Origin of the sequence: Luteimicrobium sp. DT211, assembly GCF_049844995.1 — a bacterium.
Taxonomy (GTDB): Bacteria; Actinomycetota; Actinomycetes; order Actinomycetales; family Cellulomonadaceae; genus Luteimicrobium.
This window is the reverse complement of record NZ_JBNCMC010000001.1, coordinates 99,826-122,164: the sequence shown is the minus strand read 5'-3', so window position 1 is coordinate 122,164 and position 22,339 is coordinate 99,826. Positions and strand designations below refer to the sequence as shown.

Here is a 22,339-nt window from a genome sequence, read left to right as displayed (position 1 = left end):
TCGGTCCCGGACGCACCCCGAGGACCGGAAGACACCTGGAGGATCAGATGAGCATCATGGAGATGACTCGACCCGATGCCGACCTTGCGAGCACGCTGACGCGTCGCGAACGCGTCGTGCTGTCGCACCTCTCGGAGGACGTGACCCTCGAGCAGATCGCGACGCAGCTCTTCGTGACCCGCAACACCGTCAAGTCCCAGGTTCGTTCGCTCTACCGCAAGCTCGGGGTCTCGACGCGCGCCGAAGCGCTCGAGCACGCCCGCCGCGCAGGTCTCCGCTGAGCCGTCGCTGACCCGCCGCGTCCGCAGCGTCGCGGACGCGTGGCGGGCCGCACGTCCCGCCGGGCGGAGCCGCGGCCGGTGGGAGACTTCCGTCATGGAACCCCGCCGACTCGTCGTCGCCGCCGCGATCGTCGACGACCTGTCCGCGCCCCGCCTGCTCCTCGCGGGGCGCCGGACCTGGCCCGCCGAGCTGGCGGGACGGTGGGAGTTCCCCGGCGGCAAGGTCGACGACGGCGAGGACCCGGTCGCGGCGCTGCACCGGGAGCTGGCCGAGGAGCTCGGCGTCGCAGCCGTGCTCGGCCCCGAGGTCACGGCGCCCGACGGCGGCGCGTGGCCCATCACCCCACGTCACGTCATGCGGCTGTGGCTCGCCCGTGTCGAGACGGGCGAGCCGGCGCCGATCGAGGTCCACGACGAGCTGCGCTGGCTGCCCCGCGGCTCGTGGCTGGACGTGCCCTGGCTGGACGGCGACGTCCCGATCGTCGAGGCCCTGATCGGGCGGTTCAGCGAAGCACGTCGTTGAGCCGCCCCAGCACGCGGGCCAGGTCGACGAGCTCGCGGTCCGACCACTGCGCGAGGCGCGCCGCGAGGACGGCCTGACGCCCCTCCCGCTGGGCTGCCAGCCACAGGCGCCCGTGCTCGGTGACCTCGAGGAGGTGGGCTCGCCCGTCGTCGGGGTCGGGGCGACGCCCCACGAGGCCGAGCTGTTCGAGGCACGTGAGCTGCCGGCCGACGGTGGGCTTGCCCACGCCGAAGAACTCGGCCAGGTCGCTCGGCCTGCTCGCCCCCACCTCGGCGAGGCGGGTGAGCAGGCCGAACGCCGCCGCATCCACGTCCGGGTGGACCTGCTGCGACATCCGGCGCGACGCCGACCGCGACCGGCGGACCAGCAGCGCGAGCTCACGCTCGACCGCGCCGATGCCGCTCGGCGCGCCCCCGTTCGCGCCCGGCGCGGGAGCGTCCGCGAGCAGCGCGGCGCCGCCCGCGCCGGCCTGGGAGACCATGCGCGCCGTCAGCCGCGGACGGTCTGCTCGGGCCGCGCCGTCGGGCCACCTGACCCGTCAGCCGCCTCGACGGCGCCCGCCAGGTCCTCGTCCAGAAGGACGACCCCGGCGTCCGCGGCCAGCTCGTCGACGGGCGAGACCACGGCCGCGTCCTGGGAGGTGCGCAGCGGGACCTCCTTGATGAAGAGGATCGCGACGAGGGCGAGGAAGACGAACGGCGCGGCCCAGAGGAAGACGTCCGCGACCCCGTGGCCGTAGGCGTCCTCGACGATGCCGCGCACCGGCTGCGGCAGGGTGCTCACCTGCGGCACCGACCCCGACGACACGGAGCCGGCGGGGACGCCGGCCTTCGTGAGCCCGCCCGTGATGTACTCGACGACGCGGTGCGCCAGGAGCGCCCCGAGGGCCGACACGCCGACCGCGCCGCCGAGGGTGCGCATGAAGGCGACGAGCGCGCTCGCCGACCCGAGCTCGCTCCGCTCGACCTGGTTCTGCACCGAGAGCACGAGGTTCTGCATCGCCATGCCGAGGCCCGCGCCGATGAGGAACATGTAGAGGGCCACGAGGCCGTACGCGGTGTGGGCGCGCACGGTGCCCATGAGGACGAGGCCGGCGACCGTGAGGGCGCCGCCGAGGACGAGCACGCCCTTCCAGCGTCCGGTCCGCGTGATGAACTGCCCGGACAGCAGCGAGATCGACGCCAGCCCGACGATCATCGGGAGCGTGAGCAGGCCGGCCTGGGTCGGCGAGCTCCCGCGCGCGAGCTGGAAGTACTGGCTGAGGAACGTCGTGCCGGAGTACATCGCGATGCCGATGAGCAGGGAGGCGACGACTGCGAGGGCGATGCTGCGGTTCGAGAAGAGGTGCACCGGCACGATCGGCTCCGCGGTCCGTCGCTCGACGACGACGAACGCGATCCCGAGCACGACGGCGCCCCCCACCATCACGGCGGTCTGCCACGACAGCCAGTCGTACTTGGTGCCCGCGAAGGAGATCCAGATCAGGAGCAGCGAGACCGCGGCGGTGACCAGGGTCGCGCCCGTCCAGTCGATCTTCACGGCGCGCTTGGTGGTGGGCAGGTGCAGGGTGCGCTGGAGGACGACGAGCGCCACGACGGCGAACGGCACGCCGACGTAGAAGCACCAGCGCCAGCCGAGCCACGAGGTGTCGACGATCGCGCCGCCGATCAGCGGCCCGGCGATCGTGCCGAGCGCGAAGACGCCGCCCATGTAGCCGGAGTACCGGCCGCGCTCACGCGGCGGGATCATCGTGGCGATGATCGTCTGGACCAGGGCCGTCATGCCGCCGGCGCCGATGCCCTGGATGGCACGCGCCGTGATGAGCGTGCCCGCGTTGTGGGAGATGCCCGCCAGGCAAGAGCCGAGCACGTAGATCACGAGCCCGAGCTGGACGAGCAGCTTCTTGCTGACGAGGTCGGAGAGCTTGCCCCACACGGGCGTCGACACGGTCATCGCGAGGAGCGTCGCCGTGATCACCCAGGTGTAGGCGGTCTCGCTCGCGTGCAGGTCGGAGATGATCGTCGGCAGGGCGTTCGACACGACGGTCGACGACAGGATCGCGACGAACAGGCCGAGCAGCAGGCCACTGAGGACCTTGAGGATCTGGGCGTGGGACATGGGCTCGTCCGCCGCGTGCTGGTGGCGCGGGGGCGCGGACGCCTGGGGCATGAGGGTTCCTCCGGGGCGGAGCTGTCGCCCGCGACGCGCGGAGGCGGGGGCGACAGTCAGGATCGGCCGCGGCGTCGGCGCGCCGGTCGCTGCCCGGGGCACCTCGCCCGGCCCTGGGGATGATTGCGTTCGGTAACTATATCAGTGGTTGACGGTCGGCAACGTTCGCCGACGGAGGTGGGGCGCCTGTGGTCGGGTCCGTGCTCGGCGCATGGCGAATCGCCCCACGACGGGTGACTCCCGGCGTCGCCGTCGGCAGACAGAGCGTCGCCGCCGAGGCCTGGCCGGGTGTCAGGTGGCGGCGGGGAGCCGCTGGAACCAGTCCTCGACCTGGGCGCGGCGGCGCAGCCGGACGACGGCGAGGTGCGGCGCCGCGTCTGCGAGCCGGGCGTCGAGGCCGCGGAGGGCGTTCCGGGTCGACCACGCCCACCGGACGATGTGCTCGTCGTCGGTGAAGAACGACCTGAGCGGCGGCTCGATGTTGCCGTTCCACAGCTCCTCGCGGCGCAGGCGGCGCCCGACGGTGCGGTGGGTGACCTGGCGCATCACGACGGGCGTGGGCAGGTCGAGCCACACGAGCAGCTCGGCGCGCTCGAGGATCAGCGGGCGGACCTGTCGGTACTGCCATTCCACGACCCAGGCGGGCCGCTCGACGACCGCGCGGACGTCGTCGACGAACGTCTCCCGCGGCGTCCACCCGGGCCCGTGGAAGAGCGAGTCGAGCTCGGTGTGCGGAAGGGCGAGCCGGTCCGCGACCCGGCGGGCGAGCGTCGTCTTGCCGGCCCCCGAGACCCCGGCGACCGCGATGCGCGCCGGGACGTGCCCGACGGCGGCGACCACGTCGTCGCGCGGGCCCAGCGTCCGCGCCTCAGCCACGGGGGGTGGCGCCCTCCTCGCGAGGGTCGACGATCGGGAACGCGCGGATCTGGACCTCGATGCGCCGGTGGCTCGGGCTCGGCCGGTCGTCGCGGCTGCGCGCGGCCCCGGCGTGCTTCTCGAGGACCGCCCCGAGCTCGTTCGACAGGGCGTCGAGCTCGTCGAGCGTCAGGTAGGCGAACGAGGTCGCGTCGACCGAGGCGTCGACCCAGCTCTCGGGCTCGACCCGCTCGATCACGCGGTCGTGGAAGCGTTCGAGGCTGTCGGCGCGCAGGCTCGCCCACTGCGACCCGAAGGCCCGGACGACCTCCCCGCCCGACGGCGTCTCGTACGCGTCCCCGGTCCCGCGCACGCGCAGCGCGCCGGAGGCCGCGTGCCACCAGCGCTCCCGTGCGGTGCCACGGTCGGGCAGCTCCTCGACGAGGCCGTGGGCGGCGAGCTGGCGCAGGTGGTAGCTGGTGGAGCCCGTGGACTCGCCGGTCTGGCGGGCGAGCGTCGTCGACGTCGCCGGCCCGGCCGTCACGAGGAGGTCCCAGAGCCTGACGCGGAGCGGGTGCGAGAGTGCCTTGAGGGTTGCCAGGTCGAGGTCGCGCGCGTCGTCGAGGACGTCGGCGACGACCTCGGCCGGAGTGTGTGCGTCCGGACCGGCGGCGTCGACGTCGGGCGAGGTGCTCATGTGTCGAGCGTACTGACCGCCACCGCCTCGGCGGCCGGGCCGACGGGGTCGGCCGGGAGGTCGTCGGTGCCGGTGTCCTTGGTGTCGGCGTCCCCGGACATGGTGCTCTCCGCTGCCGTGAGCGCGCGATGGACGCGCGGCCCCATGACGAGCGCGACGCCGAGTGCGAGGGCGCCGCCGATCACGAGCGGGAGCCGCAGGCCAGACCGTGCCACGAGGCCGCCGAGCAGCGTCGCGACGGGCGTGAGCCCCCACCCGACAGTTCGCCAGGTCCCGTTGACCCGGCCGAGCAGCTCCCCCGGGATCAGGGACTGGCGCACGGTCATCGCGTTGGTGTTCCAGATCATGACGAACATCGCGCACAGCGCGAACGCGACGCAGCCGACGACCTGCCCGGCGAGGTTCGCGGGGGCGAGGCCGAGGAGCGCGAGGGCCGGACCGGTGAGCAGCGTCGTCCCGACCATCGAGGTGGCTCGGCCGAACCGGCGGCGGAGCGGCCCGACGATCGTCGCGCCAGTGAGCCCCCCGACGGCGGCGAGCGCGGTGAACGCGCCGACGAAGCCCTGCGGGATGCCCAGCCCGTTCACCACGTAGACGATCAGTGCGCCCTGGCCGAACGCGAGGGTGGCCGCCGTGAGCGTCGAGAAGATCCAGAGCGGCCGCAGCGTGCTGTGCCGCCAGAGGAAGCGCGCGCCCTCGACGAGCTCGTGGACGAAGCCCTGCCGGGGGACCGGCGTCGGCGCGGTGTCCGCGGTGGCGGGGGGCGTCGTCGGGCGGTCCGCTGCCCGGGCTCGCGCGGCGGCCGCCGGGAGCGTGAGGGCGAGCGCCGCGGACCCGGCGAACGTGAGCGCGGACAGCGCGAACGGCAGCGGTTCGGACAGAGCGAAGAGCGCGGCGCCGATGGGCATCGCCACGAAGCCCTGCATGACCATCTCGCCGGCCTGGAACCGCCCGTTCGCAGCGTCCCGGTGCTCGCGCGGGGCGACGGCGGGGACGAGGGCCTGGGCGCCGCCGTCGAAGGCGGTCTCCATCGCCCCGGCGACGAACACCGTCACGACGAGCGCCCAGAGGGGCAGGTGGTGGGTAGCGACGAGCATGCCGACGCTCGCGGCCACGAGGAAGCGCACCGTGTTGGCGGTGCCCATGACGCGGCGGCGGTCGTGACGGTCCACGATCCCGCCCGACGCGATGGCGAACAGCAGCCACGGCAGGAAGCTCGCGGCGCTGATCGCGGAGACGGCGAACGGGTCGTCGGTGAGCCGGAGCGCGAGGAGGGGCGCGGCGGCCGCGAGGAGGCCGTCGGCGAGGTTGGAGGCGAGGGACGCGCTCCAGAGCCGGTAGAAGGAACCGCCGAGTGCAGAGGACATGTTGCAAAGTTAGTTCTGCAAAGGATAGTTGGCAAGGGGTTGCCCATGTTCCCCCTGCCGTTGCCGTCACCGCCCACTACCGTGGCCCCATGGCCGAGGACCTGGACATCCGCCGCACCATCAGCTCGCTCGTCGACGAGGAGAAGGACCTCCGGTCCCGGCTCGCCGCCGGCGGGCTCAGCGCGTCCGAGGAGCACGAGCGCCTCCAGTCCGTCGAGACCGAGCTCGACCGGTGCTGGGACCTGCTCCGGCAGCGCGACGCGCTCCGCGACGCGGGGCGCAACCCCGACGACGCCCAGGTGCGGCCGGGGAGCGTCGTCGAGGGCTACCTCGAGTGACCGCGGGCGGGCCCGCCGCGGCGGCGGAGCGCGAGTCGCGGTACGTGGGCGCGCTCGTGGGGCGTCCCGCGGACGAGGTGTACGCCTACGCGTCCGACCCGGCGCACCTGCCGGAGTGGGCCGCGGGGCTCGCGGCCGGCGTCGAGCACGAGGACGGCCGTTGGTTCGCGGACTCGCCCATGGGCCGCGTGGAGCTGAGGTTCGCGCCGCCCAACGACCTCGGCGTGCTCGACCACGACGTGGTCCTGCCCGACGGGCAGGTCATGTCCAACCCCCTGCGGGTCGTCCCCGCAGAGGGCGGCTCCGAGGTCGTCTTCACCGTGCGGCGTCGGGGGATGAGCGACGCCGAGCTCGAGCGGGACGCGGCCGCCGTCCGCGCGGACCTCGAGGCCCTGGCCCGCATCGTGGAGCAGCGGGCGGCCGCTACAGCCTGACCGTGCCCGACACGCAGGTGACCGTGCCGCCGCCCACCCAGACGGCGCCGTCGGCGTCGCGGCTCACGTGCACCCGTCCGTCGCGGCCGAGCGCGGTGCCCTGGCGGGCGACGTAGCGGTCGGGCGCGCGGCCCGTGGACGTCAACCACTGGCCGATCACCGCGTTGAGGCTCCCGGTCACCGGGTCCTCGGGGACGGAGATGCCCGGCACGAAGCCCCGCACCTCGAACGCGGGCGCGTCCGGGTCGGTCGCGCCGGTCGGCCCGACGACGCCGATCGCCCGGTGCACCGACGAGTCCACGCCCGACCAGTCGGGGTCGAGCGCGAGCACCCGCTCGGCCGAGTCGAGCAGGAGCACCCGCCAGCCGGGTCCGTTGTCGAGCAGGCGGTGGTCGACGACGGCGTCCGCGGGGATGTCGAGCGCCGTCACGAACGCGTCGAGGGTGACCGGCTCGAGGGGCTCGTCGGCCAGCAGCGCGGGCGCCGCGAACGCGAGCGCGTCCCCGGTCCGCCGTAGCGTCACCAGGCCCAAGGCGCACTCCTGCACGACGACGTCGCCCCCGCGAGGCGTCCCGCCCGCCTCCAGCCACGCGTGGCACGAGCCGAGCGTCGGGTGGCCGGCGAACGGCAGCTCGCCGCCGGGCGTGAAGATCCGCAGCCGGTAGTCGGCTCCCGCGGCCGCGCCCTCCGGCGTCGGGGGCAGCAGGAAGGTGGTCTCCGACAGGTTCGTCCAGCGGGCGAACGCGGCCATGCGGTCGTCGTCCGGCCCGACGGCGTCGTGCACCACGGCGACCGGGTTGCCGAGCAGCGGCTCGCGCGTGAAGACGTCGACCTCGCGGTACGGGAAGGTGCTCACGCGCCCACCCTAGGGCGGCGGACCCGGGATCACGCCGGGCTTTCCCGGAGCCGCGCGACGAGGGCGTCGATCCGGCGAGTCCGGGTCGCGGCGCTGGTCGCCGTCAGGATCGGGAAGAGCGCGCTGAAGCGGTCCGCCCCCCGGAGCGCGGCGAACGCCGCCTGCGCCTCCGGCACCCGGGCCAGCGCCTCGACGAGCTCGGGCGGGACCTCGGCCGAAGCCTGGCCGGAGTAGGCGCGCTCCCAGCGACCGTCGGCCTGGGCTCGTGCGACCTCGGCCCGCCCGCGGTCGCGGAGCCTGCCCTCGGCGTCGAGCAGCGTCACGGCGTCGACGTTGCGCTGGGACCAGAGCGAGCGGGCCCGACGCGGGGTGAAGCGCTGGAGGAACGTGGCGGCGTCGCGGCCCCGGCGTTGCCCGTCGATCCACCCGCTGCACAGCGCCTCCTCGAGCGCCTGCGCGTACGTGATCGACGTCGGGTCGGTGACGCCCTTCTTCGCCAGGACCAACCAGACGCCGTCGCTCGCGTCCTCGTGGGCAGCGAGCCACGCGCGCCACGCGGCGACGTCGGCGAGGACGAACGGCTCCGGGACCTCCGACCGGCTCATGCGCCCACACTCGCAGCCGCCGGTGACACGAGCGATCTCCAGCGCCCGCTCGTCCTCGTCGACGAGCCCCGCGGCCCTCCTCGGGCGTTCTCCGCCGTCGCGTGAGCGGACGCGACCGGGAGCGGGCGCGGGCGGTAGTTTGGGACCATGACCGCCCCGAACACCCCGGCTCCCACGCACGAGCCGTTCACCGTCACCCGCACCGAGCGCCGCCCCGGCTCCTGGGCGCGGTTCATCCCGCTCTTCGTGCTCTTCGTGCTCGGGGTCTTCCTCCTGGGTGCCGGCGCCTCGTGGGGCGACGGCGAGGGCAACGCGTGGGTCTTCACCCTCGGCCTGGTCGTGACCTGCGCGCCGTTCTTCATCGGGATGAACTTCCAGAAGCGCTGACCGACGTCACCACGGACCAGCCCCGGGCCGGGAGTGCGTCGCCCTCCCGGCCCGGCCGGCTTCGTCCGCGCCCCCTGACGGGTCAGAGCGTCGCGCGCACCTCTCGGGCCGCTGCCACGAGGTGCTCCAGCGACGGCGTGACCTCGGCGTAGCCGCGGGTCTTGAGCCCGCAGTCGGGGTTGACCCACAGGAGCGCCGGGTCGACGGTCTTGACCGCGAGCTCGAGCAGCTCGACGACCTCCTCCGCCGACGGCACGCGCGGGCTGTGGATGTCGTAGACGCCCGGACCGACGCCTCGTCCGAAGCCCTCGTCGCGGAGCTCGGGCAGGATCTCCATCCGTGAGCGCGCCGCCTCGATCGACGTGACGTCGGCGTCGAGGTGGTCGATCGCGCCGATGACCTCGCCGAACTCCGAGTAGCACAGGTGCGTGTGGACCTGGGTGTCCGGACGCACGCCCGCGGTCGCGAGGCGGAACGACCCGACCGACCAGTTGAGGTACGTGCCCTGGTCGGCCTTGCGCAGCGGCAGCAGCTCGCGCAGCGCGGGCTCGTCCACCTGCACGACGGCGATGCCCGCGGCCTCGAGGTCGGCGATCTCGTCGCGCAGGGCCAGGCCGAGCTGGTTCGCGGTCTCCGCGAGCGGCACGTCGTCGCGCACGAACGACCACGCCATGATCGTCACCGGCCCGGTGAGCATGCCCTTGAGCGGCTTCTCGGTGAGCGACTGCGCGTACGTCGTCCAGCGGACCGTCATCGGCTCGGGCCGGGAGACGTCGCCCCACAGGATCGACGGCCGCGTGCAGCGCGAGCCGTACGACTGGACCCAGCCGTTCGACGTCACCGCGAAGCCGTCGAGCAGCTCCGCGAAGTACTGGACCATGTCGTTGCGCTCGGCCTCGCCGTGCACGAGGACGTCGAGGCCCAGCTCCTCCTGGAGCGCGACGACGCGCGCGATCTCGTCGCGCATGGCCTGCTCGTACGCCTCCGTCGCGAGCTCGCCCTTGGCGTGCGCGGCGCGCGCCCGGCGGATGTCGACGGTCTGCGGGAACGACCCGATCGTCGTCGTCGGGAGGGGCGGGAGGGACAGGCGCGAGGCCTGCTCGGCCACGCGCGCGTCGTGCTCGCCGCGCTCGAAGTCGTGGCGCGACAGGGCGGCCGTGCGGGCGCGGACGGCGTCCACGCGGACTCCGGCCGCGTCCCGGCGGGAGGCGACCGCGTCGGACGACGCCCGGACCTCGTCCGCGACCGCCTCGCGGCCCTCGGCGAGGGCGCGCGCGAGCACGGCCACCTCCGCGCCCTTCTGGTCGGCGAACGCGAGCCACGCGTGCAGGTTCGCATCGAGCTGCTCGTCCTGCCAGCGCTCTGCGGCGACGTCGTGGGGGACGTGCTGGAGCGACGTGGACGTGCCGACGACGACGTCCGCCGCCCCGAGCGAGCGCGCCCGGTCGAGCAGGTCGAGCTTCGCGGACAGGTCCGCGCGCCAGATGTTCCGGCCGTCGACGACGCCCGCGACGAGCGTCTTCGACTCGAGCCCGGCCACGGGGCCGTCGGGGAGCGAGCCGCGCACCAGGTCGAGCGCGACCGCCTCGACGTCCGTCGTCGCGACCGCGGGCAGCGCCGCGCCCAGGTCGCCGTACGACGCCTGGAGCAGGATCGCAGGCCGCTGCGTCTCGTCGAGCTCCGTGGCGAGCGCGCGGTACGCCTCGGCGACAGCGGCGTGCACGGCCTCGGGCGTCACGTCCGCGGTGTCGGTCAGGTGGTCGGCGACGAGCCCCGACTCGTCGAGCTGGACCCACGTCGCGCCCGCCTCGCGCAGCTCGCGCAGCAGTCCCGCGTACACGGGCAGCAGGTCGGCCAGGCGGGACAGCGGCGAGAACCCGGCGGGGGCGTCGTCGTCGGGCTTGGCGAGCAGGAGGAAGGTCACCGGCCCGACGACGACCGGCCGCGTCTCGTAGCCCTCGGCCCGGGCCTCGGTCACCTCGGCGACCAGGCGAGACGCGTCGAGCGTGAACGCCGTGCCCGGGCCGATCTCCGGCACGAGGTAGTGGTAGTTCGTGTCGAACCACTTGGTCATCTCGAGCGGGGCTCGCTCGCCGGCGTCGCCGGAGGTCCCACGGGCCGCGGCGAAGTAGGCGTCGAGGCCGGTCAGCCCGTCGAACCGGCGGGGGAGCGCGCCGACGGTCACCGCGGCGTCGAGCACCTGGTCGTAGAAGGAGAAGGTCTCCGGGATCGCTCCGCCCGTGCGGGACAGGCCGAGCTCGGCGAGCCGGGCGCGTGCGCGGGAGCGGAGCGCGGCGGCCTGGGCCTCGAGCTCGCCGGCGTCGGTGCGGCCGGCCCAGAAGGACTCGACGGCCCTCTTGAGCTCACGGTTCGGGCCGATCCGGGGGTAGCCGAGGATCGTGCCGGGAGGAAGTGCGGTACTCATGTCAGTCATCCGTCTCTCTCGGTGGATGCGCTGACCCGCGGCCCTCTGGCCAGGTCCGGCGCTTCGGTCGCGCCGCCGCCGAGGTGGACACCCTCGAGCAGGTCCAGTGCAGCTTCGTGCTTGTTGTACGTATAGATGTGCAGCCCGGGCGCGCCGGCGTCGAGCACCGCCTGGGCGAGCTCGACCGTGCGGGCGACGCCGATGGCGTGGCGTGCCGCGTCGTCGGGCGCGGCCTCGAGCGCGGGGAGCACGTGGCGGGGCACGGGGACGCCGGTGAGCTCCTCGACCCGGTGCAGCCGCCTCGGCTCGGTCATGGGGAGGATGCCGGCGAGGATCGGGATCGTCACGCCCTCGGCGCGCGCCTCGTCGACGAACGCCACGTACTGGTCGGCTTCGTAGAAGAGCTGGGTGATCGCGAAGTCCGCGCCGGCCTGCTGCTTCTCGAGCAGCCGGCGAGCCTCCTGGGCGGGCGTGGTGCCGGCCGCGGGGTTGCCGGCGGGGAACGTCGCGACGGCGATCGTGAGCGGGCGCGCCGCCGACCGCAGCGCGTTGCCCGGGTGGGCGGCGCAGCGCTCGGCCTCGACCTCGCGCAGCAGGGCGACCAGGGCGTCCGACGACGCGAGCCCGTCCGGGTCGGGCTGCCACTCCGGGTGGTTCACGGGCGGGTCGCCGCGCAGCGCCAGGAAGGACCGGACGCCGTCGGACAGGAAGTCGTCGATCACCTCGGCGACGTTGTGCCGCGACGCCCCGACGCAGGTCAGGTGCGCGATCGGCAGGACCGGCGTCTCCCGGAGGAGGCGCGCGACGACCTCGCGGGCCGTGTGCCGGTCGGTGCCCGCCGCGCCGTAGGTCACGGAGATGAAGTCGGGGCGCGCGGCGACGAGCCGCTCGGCCACGCCCCAGAACTTGGGCGCGGCCGACGGGTTGCGCGGCGGCATGAGCTCGAAGCTCACCGTCGGGCGGCTCGACGCCAGGGACGCCAGGGGGACCGTCATGCGGATACCCCGAAAACAATTGCCTCTACGAACACTGTCACTCCATCGGACCTGGCGTTAGCACCCTCGTCCCGCGGGAGGCTTCCGTTGGGGGGTTGCTGCGGTGTCGACGAGCCAGGACTCTCGACCGCTCTGGATGGTGACGTCGATGCTACGCGCCGCTCATCCAGCGGACCAGCGTTCGTCCGGGAAATGAGACGCCGCTACATCCGCCTGGCCTCGACGAACGCCGCCAGAGCATCCCGCACGAGGGTCGCGCCGTCGGGCCCGCCGTACGTCGCCGCGAACCGCGGGTCCGCGACGTACGTCTCCGCCAGCCCCACGACGTACGCGTCCGGCGCACCCGCGCCGTCGGGCGTCCGCGGGGTTCCCGGGATCGAGGAGAGCCACGCCACGTGCTCGCGCGCCAGCTCCTGGGCCTCGTCGGACGTCGGGTCGACGCCCCGCTCGGCCGCCTCCCGCCACGCCGCGATCCGGTCCGCGCTGCGCTGGTGCCAGGCGGCGCGCTCGTCGTCGGACAGCTCGCGCCACCACGTGTCGCTCCGCGTGTACGCGTCCGTGCCCCAGCGCTGCTCGACCTCCTCGCGGTACTGCGTGTGGTCGAAGCCATCGAACATGCGCTCGGCCATCGGTTCCTCCCCGTCCTCGATCGCGGCGACCGTGCGCTCGACCGTGGCGATCTGGCGCGCGACCCGCTCCTGCTCGGCGCGCAGCCACGCGGCGTGGGTGCGCAGGGCACGGACCTCGTCCGGCTGGCTCTCGAGGGCCCGCGCGATCTGCGGCAGCCCGAGACCCAGGTCCCGCAGCAGCAGGATGCGCTGCAGGCGGACCAGGGCGTCGGCGTCGTAGTAGCGGTACCCGTTCGAGCCGATCCGGCTCGGCCGGAGGAGGCCGACGTCGTCGTAGTGACGCAGCGTGCGGCTCGTGGTGCCCGCGAGGCGTGCGACCTCCTGGATCGACCGTTCCGTGCTCATGGGTTCGAGCGTAGAAGTTGACGTCGCGTCAAGGTCAAGCGACGGCCCGCGGTGGCAGGATCGGTGAGATGGAGCTTCCGGCCGACAGCCACGTCCACAGCGAGTGGTCCTGGGACACGGGAGGGCCGGCGTCGGACGCGTTCGGCCGGATGCGTGCCACGTGCGTCCGGGCGGTGCGGATCGGCCTGCCGGCACTCTTCTTCACCGAGCACCTCGACCTGCCGGCCACCTGGCGCGCGGAGCCGCAAGACCTCATGCCGCATCAGCGGGACCTCATCGACGACGGTGGTCGCGTCGACTTCGCCCCGCTCGACGCCGCTGGCTACCTCGAGGCCGTCGACCGCGTGCGGCACGACTTCCCCGGTCTGCGCGTGCACACCGGCGTCGAGCTGGGGCAGCCCCACCGGGTCGCCGCCCAGGTCGGCCGGTACATCGACCTGAGCCTGGTCGACCGGGTCCTCGGCTCTCTCCACACTCTCGACCTCGGCGACGGACCGGCCGAGCCCAGCACGCTCTTCCGGGAGCACGACCCGGCGACCGTGATGACCGCGTACCTCGCCGAGGCCCAGGTCATGGTCGAGGACTCCGACGACTTCGAGGTCGTCACTCACCTCGACTACGCGGTCCGGCTGTGGCCGACGGACTCCGCGGGGCCGTTCGACCCGCGCGCGTTCGAGGACGAGCTCCGGGCGGCGATGCGTGCGATCGCCGGGTCCGGCCGGGCCCTCGAGATGAACACGCGGCGACTGTGGCCGTGGATGCCGCAGTGGTGGGCCGAGGAGGGCGGCAGGACGGTGACCTTCGGCAGCGACGCCCACACCCCCGACGCGCTCGCCGGGAACTTCCCGGAAGCCACCGCGATGCTCGAACACCTCGGCTTCACGCCCGGGAGCACGCCCGAGGACTTCTGGGTGCGCCGCTAGGGTCGAGCGGTGAGTGTCCCCACCGCCCTCCCTGCCGCCGATCTGTCCCAGACCCTGCGCACCTGGCCCGCGCCCGACGACGACCAGTCGGCCCTCCGCGACGCGTACCTCGCGTTCTTGGCCGAGCGGGGCGAGGGGGCGGCCCGGCGCGACGGCGGGCCCGAGCACCTCACGGCCAGCACGTTCGTGCTCTCCGAGGACCTGACGCGCGTGCTGCTCTGCTACCACCGCAAGGGGCAGTTCTGGGTGCAGCTCGGCGGGCACGTCGAGCCGACCGACGCGTCCCTGCCCGAGGCTGCGCTGCGCGAGGTCCGCGAGGAGTCGGGGCTGGTCGACGTCCGCCTCGTCACGACCGAGCCCGCCGACCTCAACCGGCACGAGCTCGCCGGTGCGTTCGGTGCGTGCCGTGCGCACTGGGACGTCGGGTACGTGGCGTTCGCGTCACCCGCCGAGACGGTGGTGGTCAGCGACGAGAGCGAGGACGTCCGGTGGTTCGACGTCGACGCGCTTCCGGGCGAGGTCCCCGAGAACCTGCCCTCGCGGGTCGCCTACGGCGTGGGGCGAGCGAGGGCGGCGCTCAGCGCCCGGCCCTGAGGCCGTCACCGGCCAGCGCGTCCCACGCGTCGTCCTCGACCTGCGCCGTGGCGAGGACCCCGGGAGAAATGCGGGCGATCTCCTGCGCGAGTCGATCGAAGCGTGTCTACCTGGTCAGCATGGCGCCGGCTCGTGCGAGGCATCGGATCAGGTGACGGTCGGCTGGGGTGCGGCGGTGGACTCGCGCACCACGAGCTGCGTGGGTAGTGCGGTCGGCACGGTCCCGGGCCGCAGCAGGACGTCGACCGCGAGCTCGGCGCCGCGGGCCCGCGGCACGGACACGCTGGTCAGCGGGTTCGCGAGGGTCGCGACGTCGAGGCCGTCGAAGCCGATCACGCTCATGCGGTCCGGCACGACGACGCCGCGTGCCGTGAGCCGGGAGACGAGCCCGAGCGCGGTGATGTCGTTGTAGGCGATGACGGCGGTGCTGCCGGTCGCGAGGAGCGCGTCGGCGACGGACACGCCGCCCTCGAACTGGTCGGCGACCGGCCCCAGCACGACCCTCGCCGGCTCGGCGACCTCCGCCTCGTACGCGCTCAGGCGGGCCCGGGCGTTCCAGGAGCCGGCGGGGCCGGACACGTACGCGATCCGCGGGTGCCCGAGCGCGCGCAGGTGCGAGACGGCCTGCCGCATCCCGTCGTGCAGGTCCGCGGTCACGCTGGGCAGGCCCGGCACCTCCCGGTGCAGGACCACGGTCGGGACGCCCTGCAGAGCGGCGACGAGGCGTTCGTCCTCGGCCCACGGGGAGCACAGCACGAACCCGTCCACGTCGCGGCGCATCATCTCGATCGCCTCGATCTCCGCCTCGGCGGACAGGTTCGTGTCGGCGATGTAGACGGCGTGCCCGCGCCCGCGCGCCCGGTTCTGGGCACCCTTGGCGATCTCCGCGAAGAACGGGTTGCGCAGGTCGGGGACGAGGAGCCCGAGCGCGTTCGTCCGACCCGTCGAGAGGTTCCGGGCGGCGCTGTTGGTGCGGTAGCCGAGGCGCGCGGCGGCCTCTTCGACGCGCCGTCGGGTCGCGTCGCTCACCGTCCCCTGGGGTGTCAGGGCTCGGGAGACCGTCGAGGCGGAGACGCCGAGGTCCGCGGCGACGTCGTGGATGGTCGCGCGGCCGCTGCGGGCGTTCATGCCGCGCGCTCCGGGGCGGCCACCGCGCGCGTGCTCTGTCGGACGACGAGGTGGGTCGGCAGGACGACGGCGCGGTCGGGGACCGGGCGTCCCTCGATCAGGTCGACGAGCATGTCCACCCCCGCGCGTGCCGACGACACGAGCGGCTGGGCGACCGTGGTCAGCGCGGGCGTCGCCATGGCAGCGACCGGGACGTCGTCGAACCCGACGACGCTCACGTCCCCGGGCACGCGCACGCCGCGTGCGGCGAGCCGGTGCAGCAGCCCGAGCGCCACGACGTCGTTGAACGCGAGGACCGCGGTGGCGCCGCTCGCGACCACCAGGTCGCCGCCGGCGACGCCGCCCTCGAACCGCGCCGGCACCTGGCCCACGGTCCTGATCGCGACGCCCGGGGGGAGGTCCAGCGCGTCGAGCGCGGTGCGCCGGAGCTGGGCGGACCAGGACTCCTGCGGGCCGTCGAGGTAGGCGATGTCCCGGTGGCCGAGCGCGACGAGATTGTCGACGAGCAGCCCCACGCCTTGGGCGACGTCGCTGATCACGTAGGGCACGTCGTCGCTCGTGTGGTGGAGGAGCACCGTCGGGCCCTGGGAGGTGAGGCTGCCGAGCTGGTCCTCGGGCGTGCGCGGCGTGCACAGCAGGCTGCCGTCCACCCGGTCCGCGAACGACTCGAGCATCTCGCTCTCGGCCCGCGGGTCGTCGTCGGTGTCGGCGACGAGCACGAGGTAGCCGAGCTCGTGCGCCCGAGCCTGGGCCCCACGGACGAGGTCGGCGAAGAACGGGTTCGTGAGGTCGGGGACGATCATCGCGAGCTTCTTGGTGCTGCCGCCGCGCAGGCTGCTGGCCCAGTTGTTGCGGGCGTAGCCGAGCTCCTCCGCGGCCTGCCGGACCCGCTCGAGGGTCTCCGGATCGACCGGTCCCGACAGCGTGAACGCCCGCGACGCGGTGGACGCCGACACGCCCGCGCGCCGCGCCACATCGCGAATCGTGACTGCCATCGGCGCTCCTTCGAGGACGGGGGTCGAGCTCTGGCGTCACTCTATGCCATCGGTTCCATCGACGTCTCACTGCGCGGCGGCGCAGGCAGCAGCGGTGGCCGTGCCGGTTCGCAGGGTGTCCGGGACCAGCGGCGCGGAGCGACGAGTGCAACTTCCAGGGACGGGGTTGCACTCGGGTGGAATCAATGCAACCCTTCCCATCGACGAAGCAGTCATCCGACGACGCAGTCGGCCCGCCCGGTGCGGGACCACCATCTCGACGGGGAGTTGATCTCGTGGCACTGACCACCGCCGTGCAGCCCGCCCGGGCGCGGGGCGCAGCCCAGGCAGCCGGCTCACGCGGCAGGCGAACCGGCCGCGGTTCCGGACGCTCGGCGCCGTACGTGTTCATGACGCCGTGGATGCTCGGCGCGGTGCTCCTGACCATCGGCCCGATGCTCTACTCGCTGTACCTGTCGTTCACCGACTACGACCTCTTCGGCGCGCCCTCGTGGATCGGGCTCGGGAACTACCGCGAGATGGTCTCCGACCCGCAGTTCTGGGCGTCGGCGTGGGTGACCGTGCGGTACGTGCTGCTGTCGGCGCCGCTCAAGCTCGCGCTCGCCCTCGGCGTCGCGCTCCTGCTCGCCCGCCCGCGCAAGGGCCTCGGCTTCTACCGGTCCGCGTTCTACGCGCCCAGCCTGCTCGGCGCCTCGGTGTCGGTCGCGCTCGTCTGGCGGGCGCTGTTCTCGGACGGAGGCACGGTCGACCGCGGACTCGACGCCGTCGGCGTCCACACGGGCGGGTGGGTCGACAACCCCTCGTACGCGCTCTACACGCTCGTGCTCCTGGCCGTGTGGCAGTTCGGCGCCCCGATGGTGATCTTCCTCGCCGGCCTCAAGCAGATCCCGCCCGAGCTCTACGAGGCCGCCTCGCTCGACGGCGCCGGGCCGTGGCGCCGGTTCCGCAGCGTCACGCTCCCGATGCTCTCGCCGGTGATCTTCTTCAACCTCGTGCTCGAGATCATCCACGCCTTCCAGGCGTTCACCGGCGCGTTCGTCGTCAGCGGCGGGCGCGGTGGCCCCGCCAACTCGACCCTCTTCTACACGCTCTACCTCTACCAGAAGGGCTTCACCGACTTCGAGATGGGCTACGCGTCGGCGCTCGCCTGGGTGCTGCTCGCCGTCGTCGGCATCGCGACGCTCGTCGTCTTCAAGACGGCCAACTTCTGGGTCTTCTACACCGCCGAGGAGAAGTGATGGCCGCCCAGAGTCTCGCCCCCGCGCCGGCAGCCACGTCCCCCGCCGCCGCGTCGGCCGCCTGCAGCCGCCGCGCCCGCGGGTTCGGCTGGCACGTCATGATGGTGCTCGCGCTCGCCGCGCTCCTCTTCCCGCTCGCCTGGCTCGTCTCCGCGTCGTTCAAGTCCAGCGGCGAGATCCTCACCACCACGAGCTTCTGGCCGAAGGAGCTCACGCCGAGCAACTGGTCGGACGCGCTCGAGGGCGCCGGCGGGCTCACGTTCTGGCAGCTGCTCGCGAACTCGCTGATCCTGTCGTCGCTGACCGTCGTCGGGAACGTGCTCTCGTGCGTGCTCGCCGGCTACGCGCTCGCGCGGCTCCGGTTCCGCATGCGCGGCCTGTTCTTCGCGTTCACGATCGTCACGCTCATGCTGCCGATGCACGTCGTGCTGATCCCGCAGTACATCATCTTCCAGAAGCTCGGCCTGATCGGGACGTTCCTGCCGCTCGTGCTGCCGAAGTTCCTCGCGACCGAGGGCTTCTTCGTGTTCCTCGTGATCCAGTTCGTCCGCGGCATCCCGCGCGAGCTCGACGAGGCCGCCCTGGTCGACGGCGCCGGGCCCTACCGGACGTTCTACTCGGTGATCCTGCCGCTCGTCCGACCCGCCCTGATCACCACCGCGATCTTCTCCTTCATCTGGAGCTGGAACGACTTCTTCGGCCAGATGATCTTCCTCAGCAAGCCCGACACGTACACGCTCCAGCTCGGGCTCCGGCTGTTCATCGACCAGTCCAGCACCTCGGCGTACGGGCCGATGTTCGCGATGTCGGTGCTCGCGCTCCTCCCGATCTTCCTGTTCTTCCTCGTCTTCCAGCGCTACCTCGTGGAGGGCGTCGCGACGTCGGGGCTCAAGGGATGAGCGCACCCCTGAGGTGGCTGCGCCGCCCCGACGCCCACCGCACCTACTCCGGGCGGTTCGTGGCGTTCACGGACGCGCTGCTCCTCGGCGCCCTCGTGGTCGTCGGCTCGCTGCCCGTCATCACCTGGTTCGTGGCGCTCGCGGCCGGGGCCGACCTGGCCCGCGCCCGCGAGGAGGGCGACGTGACCGTCGGCGTGCGGACCTACGCGTCCCGTTGGGTGGCGGCGCTGCGGTCGGGCGCGTCCGGCGTCGTCGTGCCGACCCTCGCCCTGGTGCTGCTGCTCGTCGACGCGTTCGCCGTCCGCGCCGGGCTCGGCGCGCCCGCGGTCGTGGCGGCGGCGCTGGCCACGCTCGTCGGAGCGGCGGTCGCCCTCCGCGTCGCCGTGCAGTGGCGTCCCGGCACCCGCTGGCCCGACGCCGCCCGGTCCGGCCTGCAGGTCGCGCGCGACGACGTCGTCGGGACCGGTCTGCTCGTCGCGGCCGTGGTCGTCGTGGCGGTGCTCGTGCGGTGGATCCCCCCGCTCGTGGTCGTCGTCACCGGGCCGCTGTGCGTCGCGGCCGCAGCAGTCTCCGCCCGCCACCGTGGCGGCGCGGGCTCCAGCAGGACAGGTCTCCAGTGATGGAGCGACGAAGGAGGATGGTCATGGCTTCAGGAACCGGCTCGCGACGGGGCGCGCTGGCTGCCGTCGGCGCGACGGTCGCCGCGGTGCTCGCGCTCTCGGCGTGCGGGGTGGGCGGCTCGTCGAGCGGTGGGGGCAAGGACGGCGGCGACGTCACCCTCACCTTCCAGTGGTGGGGCAACGACGACCGTGCCAAGGCGACGGAGCAGGTCGTCGACCTGTACGAGAAGAAGCACCCGAACGTGAAGATCGAGACGTCGTTCGCGCCCGACACGAACTACTGGGAGAAGATGGCGACCCAGGTCGCGGGCGGGAACACGCCCGACGTCTTCCAGATGAAGCTCGAGTACTTCAAGGAGTACCAGCAGCGCGGCGTCATCGCCGACCTCACCCCGTACACCACGGGCGACGACCCCGTGCTCCGGACGGCGGACACGGCCCCGAAGGCGCTCGAGGCCGGGAAGATCGACGGCAAGGTCTACGGGATGCCGACCGGCAGCTCGACCCAGGCCTTCTTCTACGATCCCAAGGCGTGGTCCGACCTCGGGCTCGAGGCACCCGCAGCAGGCTGGACGTGGGACGACCTCGTCGCCGACGGCAAGACCGTGAAGAGCAAGACGGACGGCAAGAAGGCCGTCATGTCGGACTTCGGCAACGACCAGGCGTGGTTCGAGATCTGGCTGCTGCAGCGCGGCAAGAGCGTGTACACGGCCGACGGCAAGCTGAACTTCACGCAGGACGACCTCGAGCAGTTCTGGACGTTCACGTCGGGCCTCGCGAAGCAGGGCGTCCTCACCCCGGCGTCGGTCACGACGGCGAACGACCGCACCACCGCCAACTCGCCGCTCGTCAAGGGCAAGTCGCTCAGCGAGCTCAACGACGTGTCGCTCGCGGCCGCGTACTTCGACGCGTTCGGCGAGGTCGGGCTGGCACCGGTCCCCGCGGACTCCGGCGCCCAGAGCACCGGCCAGTACGCCGGCGTCACCCAGCTCCTCACCGTCGCCAAGACGAGCAAGCACCCGAAGGAGGCCGCGGAGTTCGTCGACTTCTTCCTCAACGACCCGGAGGCCGGGAAGATCCTCGGCATCACGCGCGGCATGCCCGCGAACACCGCGGTCCTGTCCACGATCTCGGCGGACTTCCAGGCCGGCGACAAGGCGACCTACGAGTTCGAGAAGCAGATGGCGCCGACCGTCCTCGCGAAGCCGCCGGTTGCCCCCGAGGGCGGCTCGAAGAGCCTCACGGACTTCAAGGACGCGTACGACACCGTCATCTTCGGCAAGCAGTCCGTCAAGGACGCGGCCGCGGAGATGTTCGCGAAGTTCCAGTCCAACATCTCCTGACCCGCGCGCCCGGGGCGGCGCTCGCGCCGCCCCGGGCCCAGACGTAATGAGGACCCATGCCCGTCGGGATCCCCCTGACCTACCGCAACCCCGTCATCGACGCCGACTACTCGGACCCCGACGTCGTGCGCGTGGGCGACGAGTTCTGGATGGTGGCCTCCAGCTTCAACCTCGCGCCCGGGCTGCCGCTGCTGCGCTCGGACGACCTGGTCCGCTGGGAGCACGTGACCAACGTCCTGCCGGCGCTCGCGCCGCGTGACCACTTCGACGTCCCCCGCCACGGCGGCGGCGTCTGGGCCCCGAGCCTGCGTCACCACGACGGACGGTTCCACGTCGTCTACCCGGACCCCGACCACGGGATCTTCGTGACGACGGCGACCGATCCCCGAGGGGACTGGACGACTCCGCACCGGCTCCTGCCCGGCGTCGGGCGCATCGACCCGTGCCCGCTGTGGGCGTCCGACGGCCGGACGTTCCTGGTGCACGGCTGGGCGAAGAGCCGTGCCGGGTTCAAGAACCGGCTCACCGTCGTGGAGGTCTCGCGCGACCTGACCGAGGTGGTCGGGGCGCCGCGCGTCGTGCTCGACGGCGACGAGATCGAGGGTTTCCACACGCTCGAGGGGCCCAAGTTCTACGAGCGCGACGGCTGGTACTGGATCTTCGCGCCGGCCGGCGGGGTGGCGACGGGCTGGCAGACGGTCTTCCGCGCGCGCGACCCGTACGGCCCGTACGAGCACCGGGTGGTGCTCGCGCAGGGCGACACCGCCGTCAACGGCCCGCACCAGGGCGCGTGGGTCGACACCCCCGACGGCGAGGACTGGTTCCTGCACTTCCAGGACCGCGGGCCGATCGGGCGGGTCGTGCACCTGCAGCCCATGCGCTGGGCGGACGACGGCTGGCCGCGCGTCGGGATCGCGGGCCGGGGCGGCGTGATCGGGCAGCCGGTCCTGACCCACCCGGTGCCGTCGGTCGCGACCAGGCCCGGACCGGCCCGCCGCCTGCCGTACGCCGACGACCCGTTCACCGGCCCGCTCGCACCCCAGTGGGCCTGGCAGGCGAACCCGCGGCCCGAGTGGTCCGAGGGCCCCGCGGGCGGCGAGCTCGACCTGCGCGCCGTGCCCGACGACGACGGCGACCTGCGCACGCTCGGCCACGTCCTCGCGCAGCGGGCGCCGGGGCAGGCGTCGACGGTCGAGGTCGGGGTCGACGGCGCGGGCCTGGTCGCGGAGGGTTCGCGCGCCGGGCTCGTGCTTCTGGGGCGGCGGTACGTGTGGGTGGGTGTCGAGCGGACGAACGGCCGGCTCCTGCCCGTGATCCGCACGTCCGGTGACGCGGGCGCCTCCGAGCAGCCCGTCGTCGTCGGCGAGCCGGTCGAGGGCGAGCTGCGCCTGCGGGTGCGGGTGGACGGGACGACGTCGGCGGAACCGGCCTGGTCGGTGGACGGCGTCGCCTGGACCGGCCCGGCTGAGCCCGCGGCGCTGAGCCCTGGCCACTGGACCGGCACGCGTGTCGGTCTGTTCGCCGCGGCTCCCTGGGGGGCCTCGCGCGACGGGCGCGCGACGTTCGGCGAGCTGACCGTGCGGCTCGACGACGAGGACCTCCCCGGCGCGGCCGGGGAAACCGCGGAGGAGCTGGTCGCCGTCGACCGGTAGCTCCGCCGACCGCAGGTGTGTGAGACCGAACTCGAGGAGGA

General features: G+C 73.4%; 24 protein-coding genes and 1 riboswitch. Of the genes, 12 read left to right on the top strand and 12 right to left on the bottom strand.

Annotated features, from left to right (window positions below; translation table 11 throughout):
• Positions 1–62: 62 nt before the first annotated feature.
• Together ACLQ14_RS00575 and ACLQ14_RS00570 are read left to right on the top strand one after the other, a co-directional pair.
• Positions 63–281: a LuxR C-terminal-related transcriptional regulator gene (locus tag ACLQ14_RS00575; RefSeq protein ID WP_425808789.1), complete on the top strand. Its 219-nt coding sequence runs from the start codon at positions 63–65 to the stop codon at positions 279–281.
• 94 nt (positions 282–375) lie between these two features.
• Positions 376–804, top strand: a complete 429-nt coding sequence (locus ACLQ14_RS00570) for an NUDIX domain-containing protein (protein ID WP_425808787.1) — start codon at positions 376–378, stop codon at positions 802–804.
• Here the strand turns inward: ACLQ14_RS00570 and ACLQ14_RS00565 are convergent.
• The 5 genes from ACLQ14_RS00565 to ACLQ14_RS00545 all read right to left on the bottom strand — a co-directional run bounded on the left by ACLQ14_RS00565 (position 785) and on the right by ACLQ14_RS00545 (position 5,892).
• The gene (locus ACLQ14_RS00565) at positions 785–1,285 is read right to left on the bottom strand and encodes a MarR family winged helix-turn-helix transcriptional regulator (RefSeq protein ID WP_425808785.1); all 501 of its coding nucleotides are present in this window, start codon (positions 1,283–1,285) and stop codon (positions 785–787) included. The two genes, ACLQ14_RS00570 and ACLQ14_RS00565, sit on opposite strands and share 20 nt — an antisense overlap.
• A gap of 8 nt (positions 1,286–1,293) precedes the next feature.
• On the bottom strand, positions 1,294–2,973 hold the full coding sequence (locus ACLQ14_RS00560) for an MDR family MFS transporter (RefSeq protein WP_425808783.1): 1,680 nt from the start codon (positions 2,971–2,973) through the stop codon (positions 1,294–1,296).
• Positions 2,974–3,264: 291 nt separating this feature from the next.
• Positions 3,265–3,849 carry an AAA family ATPase gene (locus ACLQ14_RS00555; RefSeq protein WP_425808781.1) on the bottom strand — a complete coding sequence of 195 codons (585 nt, stop codon included), beginning with the start codon at positions 3,847–3,849 and terminating at the stop codon, positions 3,265–3,267.
• Positions 3,842–4,525, bottom strand: coding sequence for a helix-turn-helix domain-containing protein (locus ACLQ14_RS00550; protein WP_425808779.1), 684 nt, complete (start codon positions 4,523–4,525; stop codon positions 3,842–3,844). Before ACLQ14_RS00550 ends, ACLQ14_RS00555 begins: the two co-directional genes overlap by 8 nt.
• Positions 4,522–5,892 carry an MFS transporter gene (locus ACLQ14_RS00545; RefSeq protein ID WP_425808777.1) on the bottom strand — a complete coding sequence of 457 codons (1,371 nt, stop codon included), beginning with the start codon at positions 5,890–5,892 and terminating at the stop codon, positions 4,522–4,524. Before ACLQ14_RS00545 ends, ACLQ14_RS00550 begins: the two co-directional genes overlap by 4 nt.
• A gap of 89 nt (positions 5,893–5,981) precedes the next feature.
• On the opposite strand from ACLQ14_RS00545, the gene ACLQ14_RS00540 reads away from it, so the two are divergent.
• Both ACLQ14_RS00540 and ACLQ14_RS00535 read left to right on the top strand, forming a co-directional pair.
• Positions 5,982–6,230 (top strand): DUF2630 family protein, encoded by a 249-nt coding sequence (locus ACLQ14_RS00540; RefSeq protein WP_425808775.1) that lies wholly within the window; start codon positions 5,982–5,984, stop codon positions 6,228–6,230.
• Positions 6,227–6,664 carry an SRPBCC family protein gene (locus ACLQ14_RS00535; RefSeq protein WP_425808773.1) on the top strand — a complete coding sequence of 146 codons (438 nt, stop codon included), beginning with the start codon at positions 6,227–6,229 and terminating at the stop codon, positions 6,662–6,664. The genes ACLQ14_RS00540 and ACLQ14_RS00535 overlap by 4 nt, the downstream gene beginning before the upstream one ends.
• Here ACLQ14_RS00535 and ACLQ14_RS00530 read toward each other — a convergent pair.
• Together ACLQ14_RS00530 and ACLQ14_RS00525 are read right to left on the bottom strand one after the other, a co-directional pair.
• Positions 6,654–7,520, bottom strand: coding sequence for a PhzF family phenazine biosynthesis protein (locus ACLQ14_RS00530; protein WP_425808771.1), 867 nt, complete (start codon positions 7,518–7,520; stop codon positions 6,654–6,656). The two genes, ACLQ14_RS00535 and ACLQ14_RS00530, sit on opposite strands and share 11 nt — an antisense overlap.
• Before the next feature lie 29 nt (positions 7,521–7,549).
• Positions 7,550–8,125: a YdeI/OmpD-associated family protein gene (locus ACLQ14_RS00525; protein WP_425808769.1), complete on the bottom strand. Its 576-nt coding sequence runs from the start codon at positions 8,123–8,125 to the stop codon at positions 7,550–7,552.
• 147 nt (positions 8,126–8,272) lie between these two features.
• On the opposite strand from ACLQ14_RS00525, the gene ACLQ14_RS00520 reads away from it, so the two are divergent.
• Complete coding sequence (locus ACLQ14_RS00520) at positions 8,273–8,512, top strand: hypothetical protein (RefSeq protein ID WP_425808767.1); 240 nt, start codon at positions 8,273–8,275, stop codon at positions 8,510–8,512.
• A gap of 82 nt (positions 8,513–8,594) precedes the next feature.
• Here the strand turns inward: ACLQ14_RS00520 and metE are convergent, their stop codons facing one another.
• The 3 genes from metE to ACLQ14_RS00505 form a co-directional block, all read right to left on the bottom strand.
• Positions 8,595–10,946: a 5-methyltetrahydropteroyltriglutamate--homocysteine S-methyltransferase gene (gene metE / locus ACLQ14_RS00515; protein ID WP_425808765.1), complete on the bottom strand. Its 2,352-nt coding sequence runs from the start codon at positions 10,944–10,946 to the stop codon at positions 8,595–8,597.
• Positions 10,943–11,932: a methylenetetrahydrofolate reductase gene (locus tag ACLQ14_RS00510; protein WP_425808763.1), complete on the bottom strand. Its 990-nt coding sequence runs from the start codon at positions 11,930–11,932 to the stop codon at positions 10,943–10,945. Before ACLQ14_RS00510 ends, metE begins: the two co-directional genes overlap by 4 nt.
• Before the next feature lie 39 nt (positions 11,933–11,971).
• A riboswitch (SAM riboswitch) is annotated at positions 11,972–12,075 on the bottom strand.
• Between the two features lie 60 nt (positions 12,076–12,135).
• Positions 12,136–12,906, bottom strand: coding sequence for a MerR family transcriptional regulator (locus ACLQ14_RS00505; protein ID WP_425808762.1), 771 nt, complete (start codon positions 12,904–12,906; stop codon positions 12,136–12,138).
• 68 nt (positions 12,907–12,974) lie between these two features.
• Here ACLQ14_RS00505 and ACLQ14_RS00500 point away from each other — a divergent pair, with 68 nt between their 5' ends.
• Both ACLQ14_RS00500 and ACLQ14_RS00495 read left to right on the top strand, forming a co-directional pair.
• Entirely contained in the window at positions 12,975–13,829 is an 855-nt protein-coding gene (locus tag ACLQ14_RS00500; RefSeq protein ID WP_425808761.1) for a PHP domain-containing protein, read from the top strand.
• A 9-nt stretch (positions 13,830–13,838) separates the two neighbouring features.
• Positions 13,839–14,423, top strand: coding sequence for an NUDIX hydrolase (locus ACLQ14_RS00495; RefSeq protein ID WP_425808760.1), 585 nt, complete (start codon positions 13,839–13,841; stop codon positions 14,421–14,423).
• 147 nt (positions 14,424–14,570) lie between these two features.
• Here the strand turns inward: ACLQ14_RS00495 and ACLQ14_RS00490 are convergent, their stop codons facing one another.
• Together ACLQ14_RS00490 and ACLQ14_RS00485 are read right to left on the bottom strand one after the other, a co-directional pair.
• Entirely contained in the window at positions 14,571–15,551 is a 981-nt protein-coding gene (locus tag ACLQ14_RS00490; RefSeq protein WP_425808759.1) for a LacI family DNA-binding transcriptional regulator, read from the bottom strand.
• A complete protein-coding gene (locus ACLQ14_RS00485; RefSeq protein ID WP_425808757.1) occupies positions 15,548–16,546 on the bottom strand; it encodes a LacI family DNA-binding transcriptional regulator in 999 nt (332 codons plus the stop codon). The genes ACLQ14_RS00490 and ACLQ14_RS00485 overlap by 4 nt, the downstream gene beginning before the upstream one ends.
• 275 nt (positions 16,547–16,821) lie before the next feature.
• On the opposite strand from ACLQ14_RS00485, the gene ACLQ14_RS00480 reads away from it, so the two are divergent.
• The 5 genes from ACLQ14_RS00480 to ACLQ14_RS00460 are packed head-to-tail and all read left to right on the top strand — an operon-like array spanning position 16,822 to position 22,298.
• On the top strand, positions 16,822–17,784 hold the full coding sequence (locus tag ACLQ14_RS00480; RefSeq protein WP_425808754.1) for a carbohydrate ABC transporter permease: 963 nt from the start codon (positions 16,822–16,824) through the stop codon (positions 17,782–17,784).
• Positions 17,784–18,683, top strand: coding sequence for a carbohydrate ABC transporter permease (locus ACLQ14_RS00475; RefSeq protein WP_425808752.1), 900 nt, complete (start codon positions 17,784–17,786; stop codon positions 18,681–18,683). The genes ACLQ14_RS00480 and ACLQ14_RS00475 overlap by 1 nt, the downstream gene beginning before the upstream one ends.
• Complete coding sequence (locus tag ACLQ14_RS00470) at positions 18,680–19,303, top strand: hypothetical protein (protein ID WP_425808750.1); 624 nt, start codon at positions 18,680–18,682, stop codon at positions 19,301–19,303. Before ACLQ14_RS00475 ends, ACLQ14_RS00470 begins: the two co-directional genes overlap by 4 nt.
• 23 nt (positions 19,304–19,326) lie before the next feature.
• Positions 19,327–20,646 carry an ABC transporter substrate-binding protein gene (locus tag ACLQ14_RS00465; protein WP_425808749.1) on the top strand — a complete coding sequence of 440 codons (1,320 nt, stop codon included), beginning with the start codon at positions 19,327–19,329 and terminating at the stop codon, positions 20,644–20,646.
• 56 nt (positions 20,647–20,702) lie between these two features.
• Positions 20,703–22,298 carry a family 43 glycosylhydrolase gene (locus ACLQ14_RS00460; RefSeq protein ID WP_425808747.1) on the top strand — a complete coding sequence of 532 codons (1,596 nt, stop codon included), beginning with the start codon at positions 20,703–20,705 and terminating at the stop codon, positions 22,296–22,298.
• Positions 22,299–22,339 lie beyond the last annotated feature (41 nt).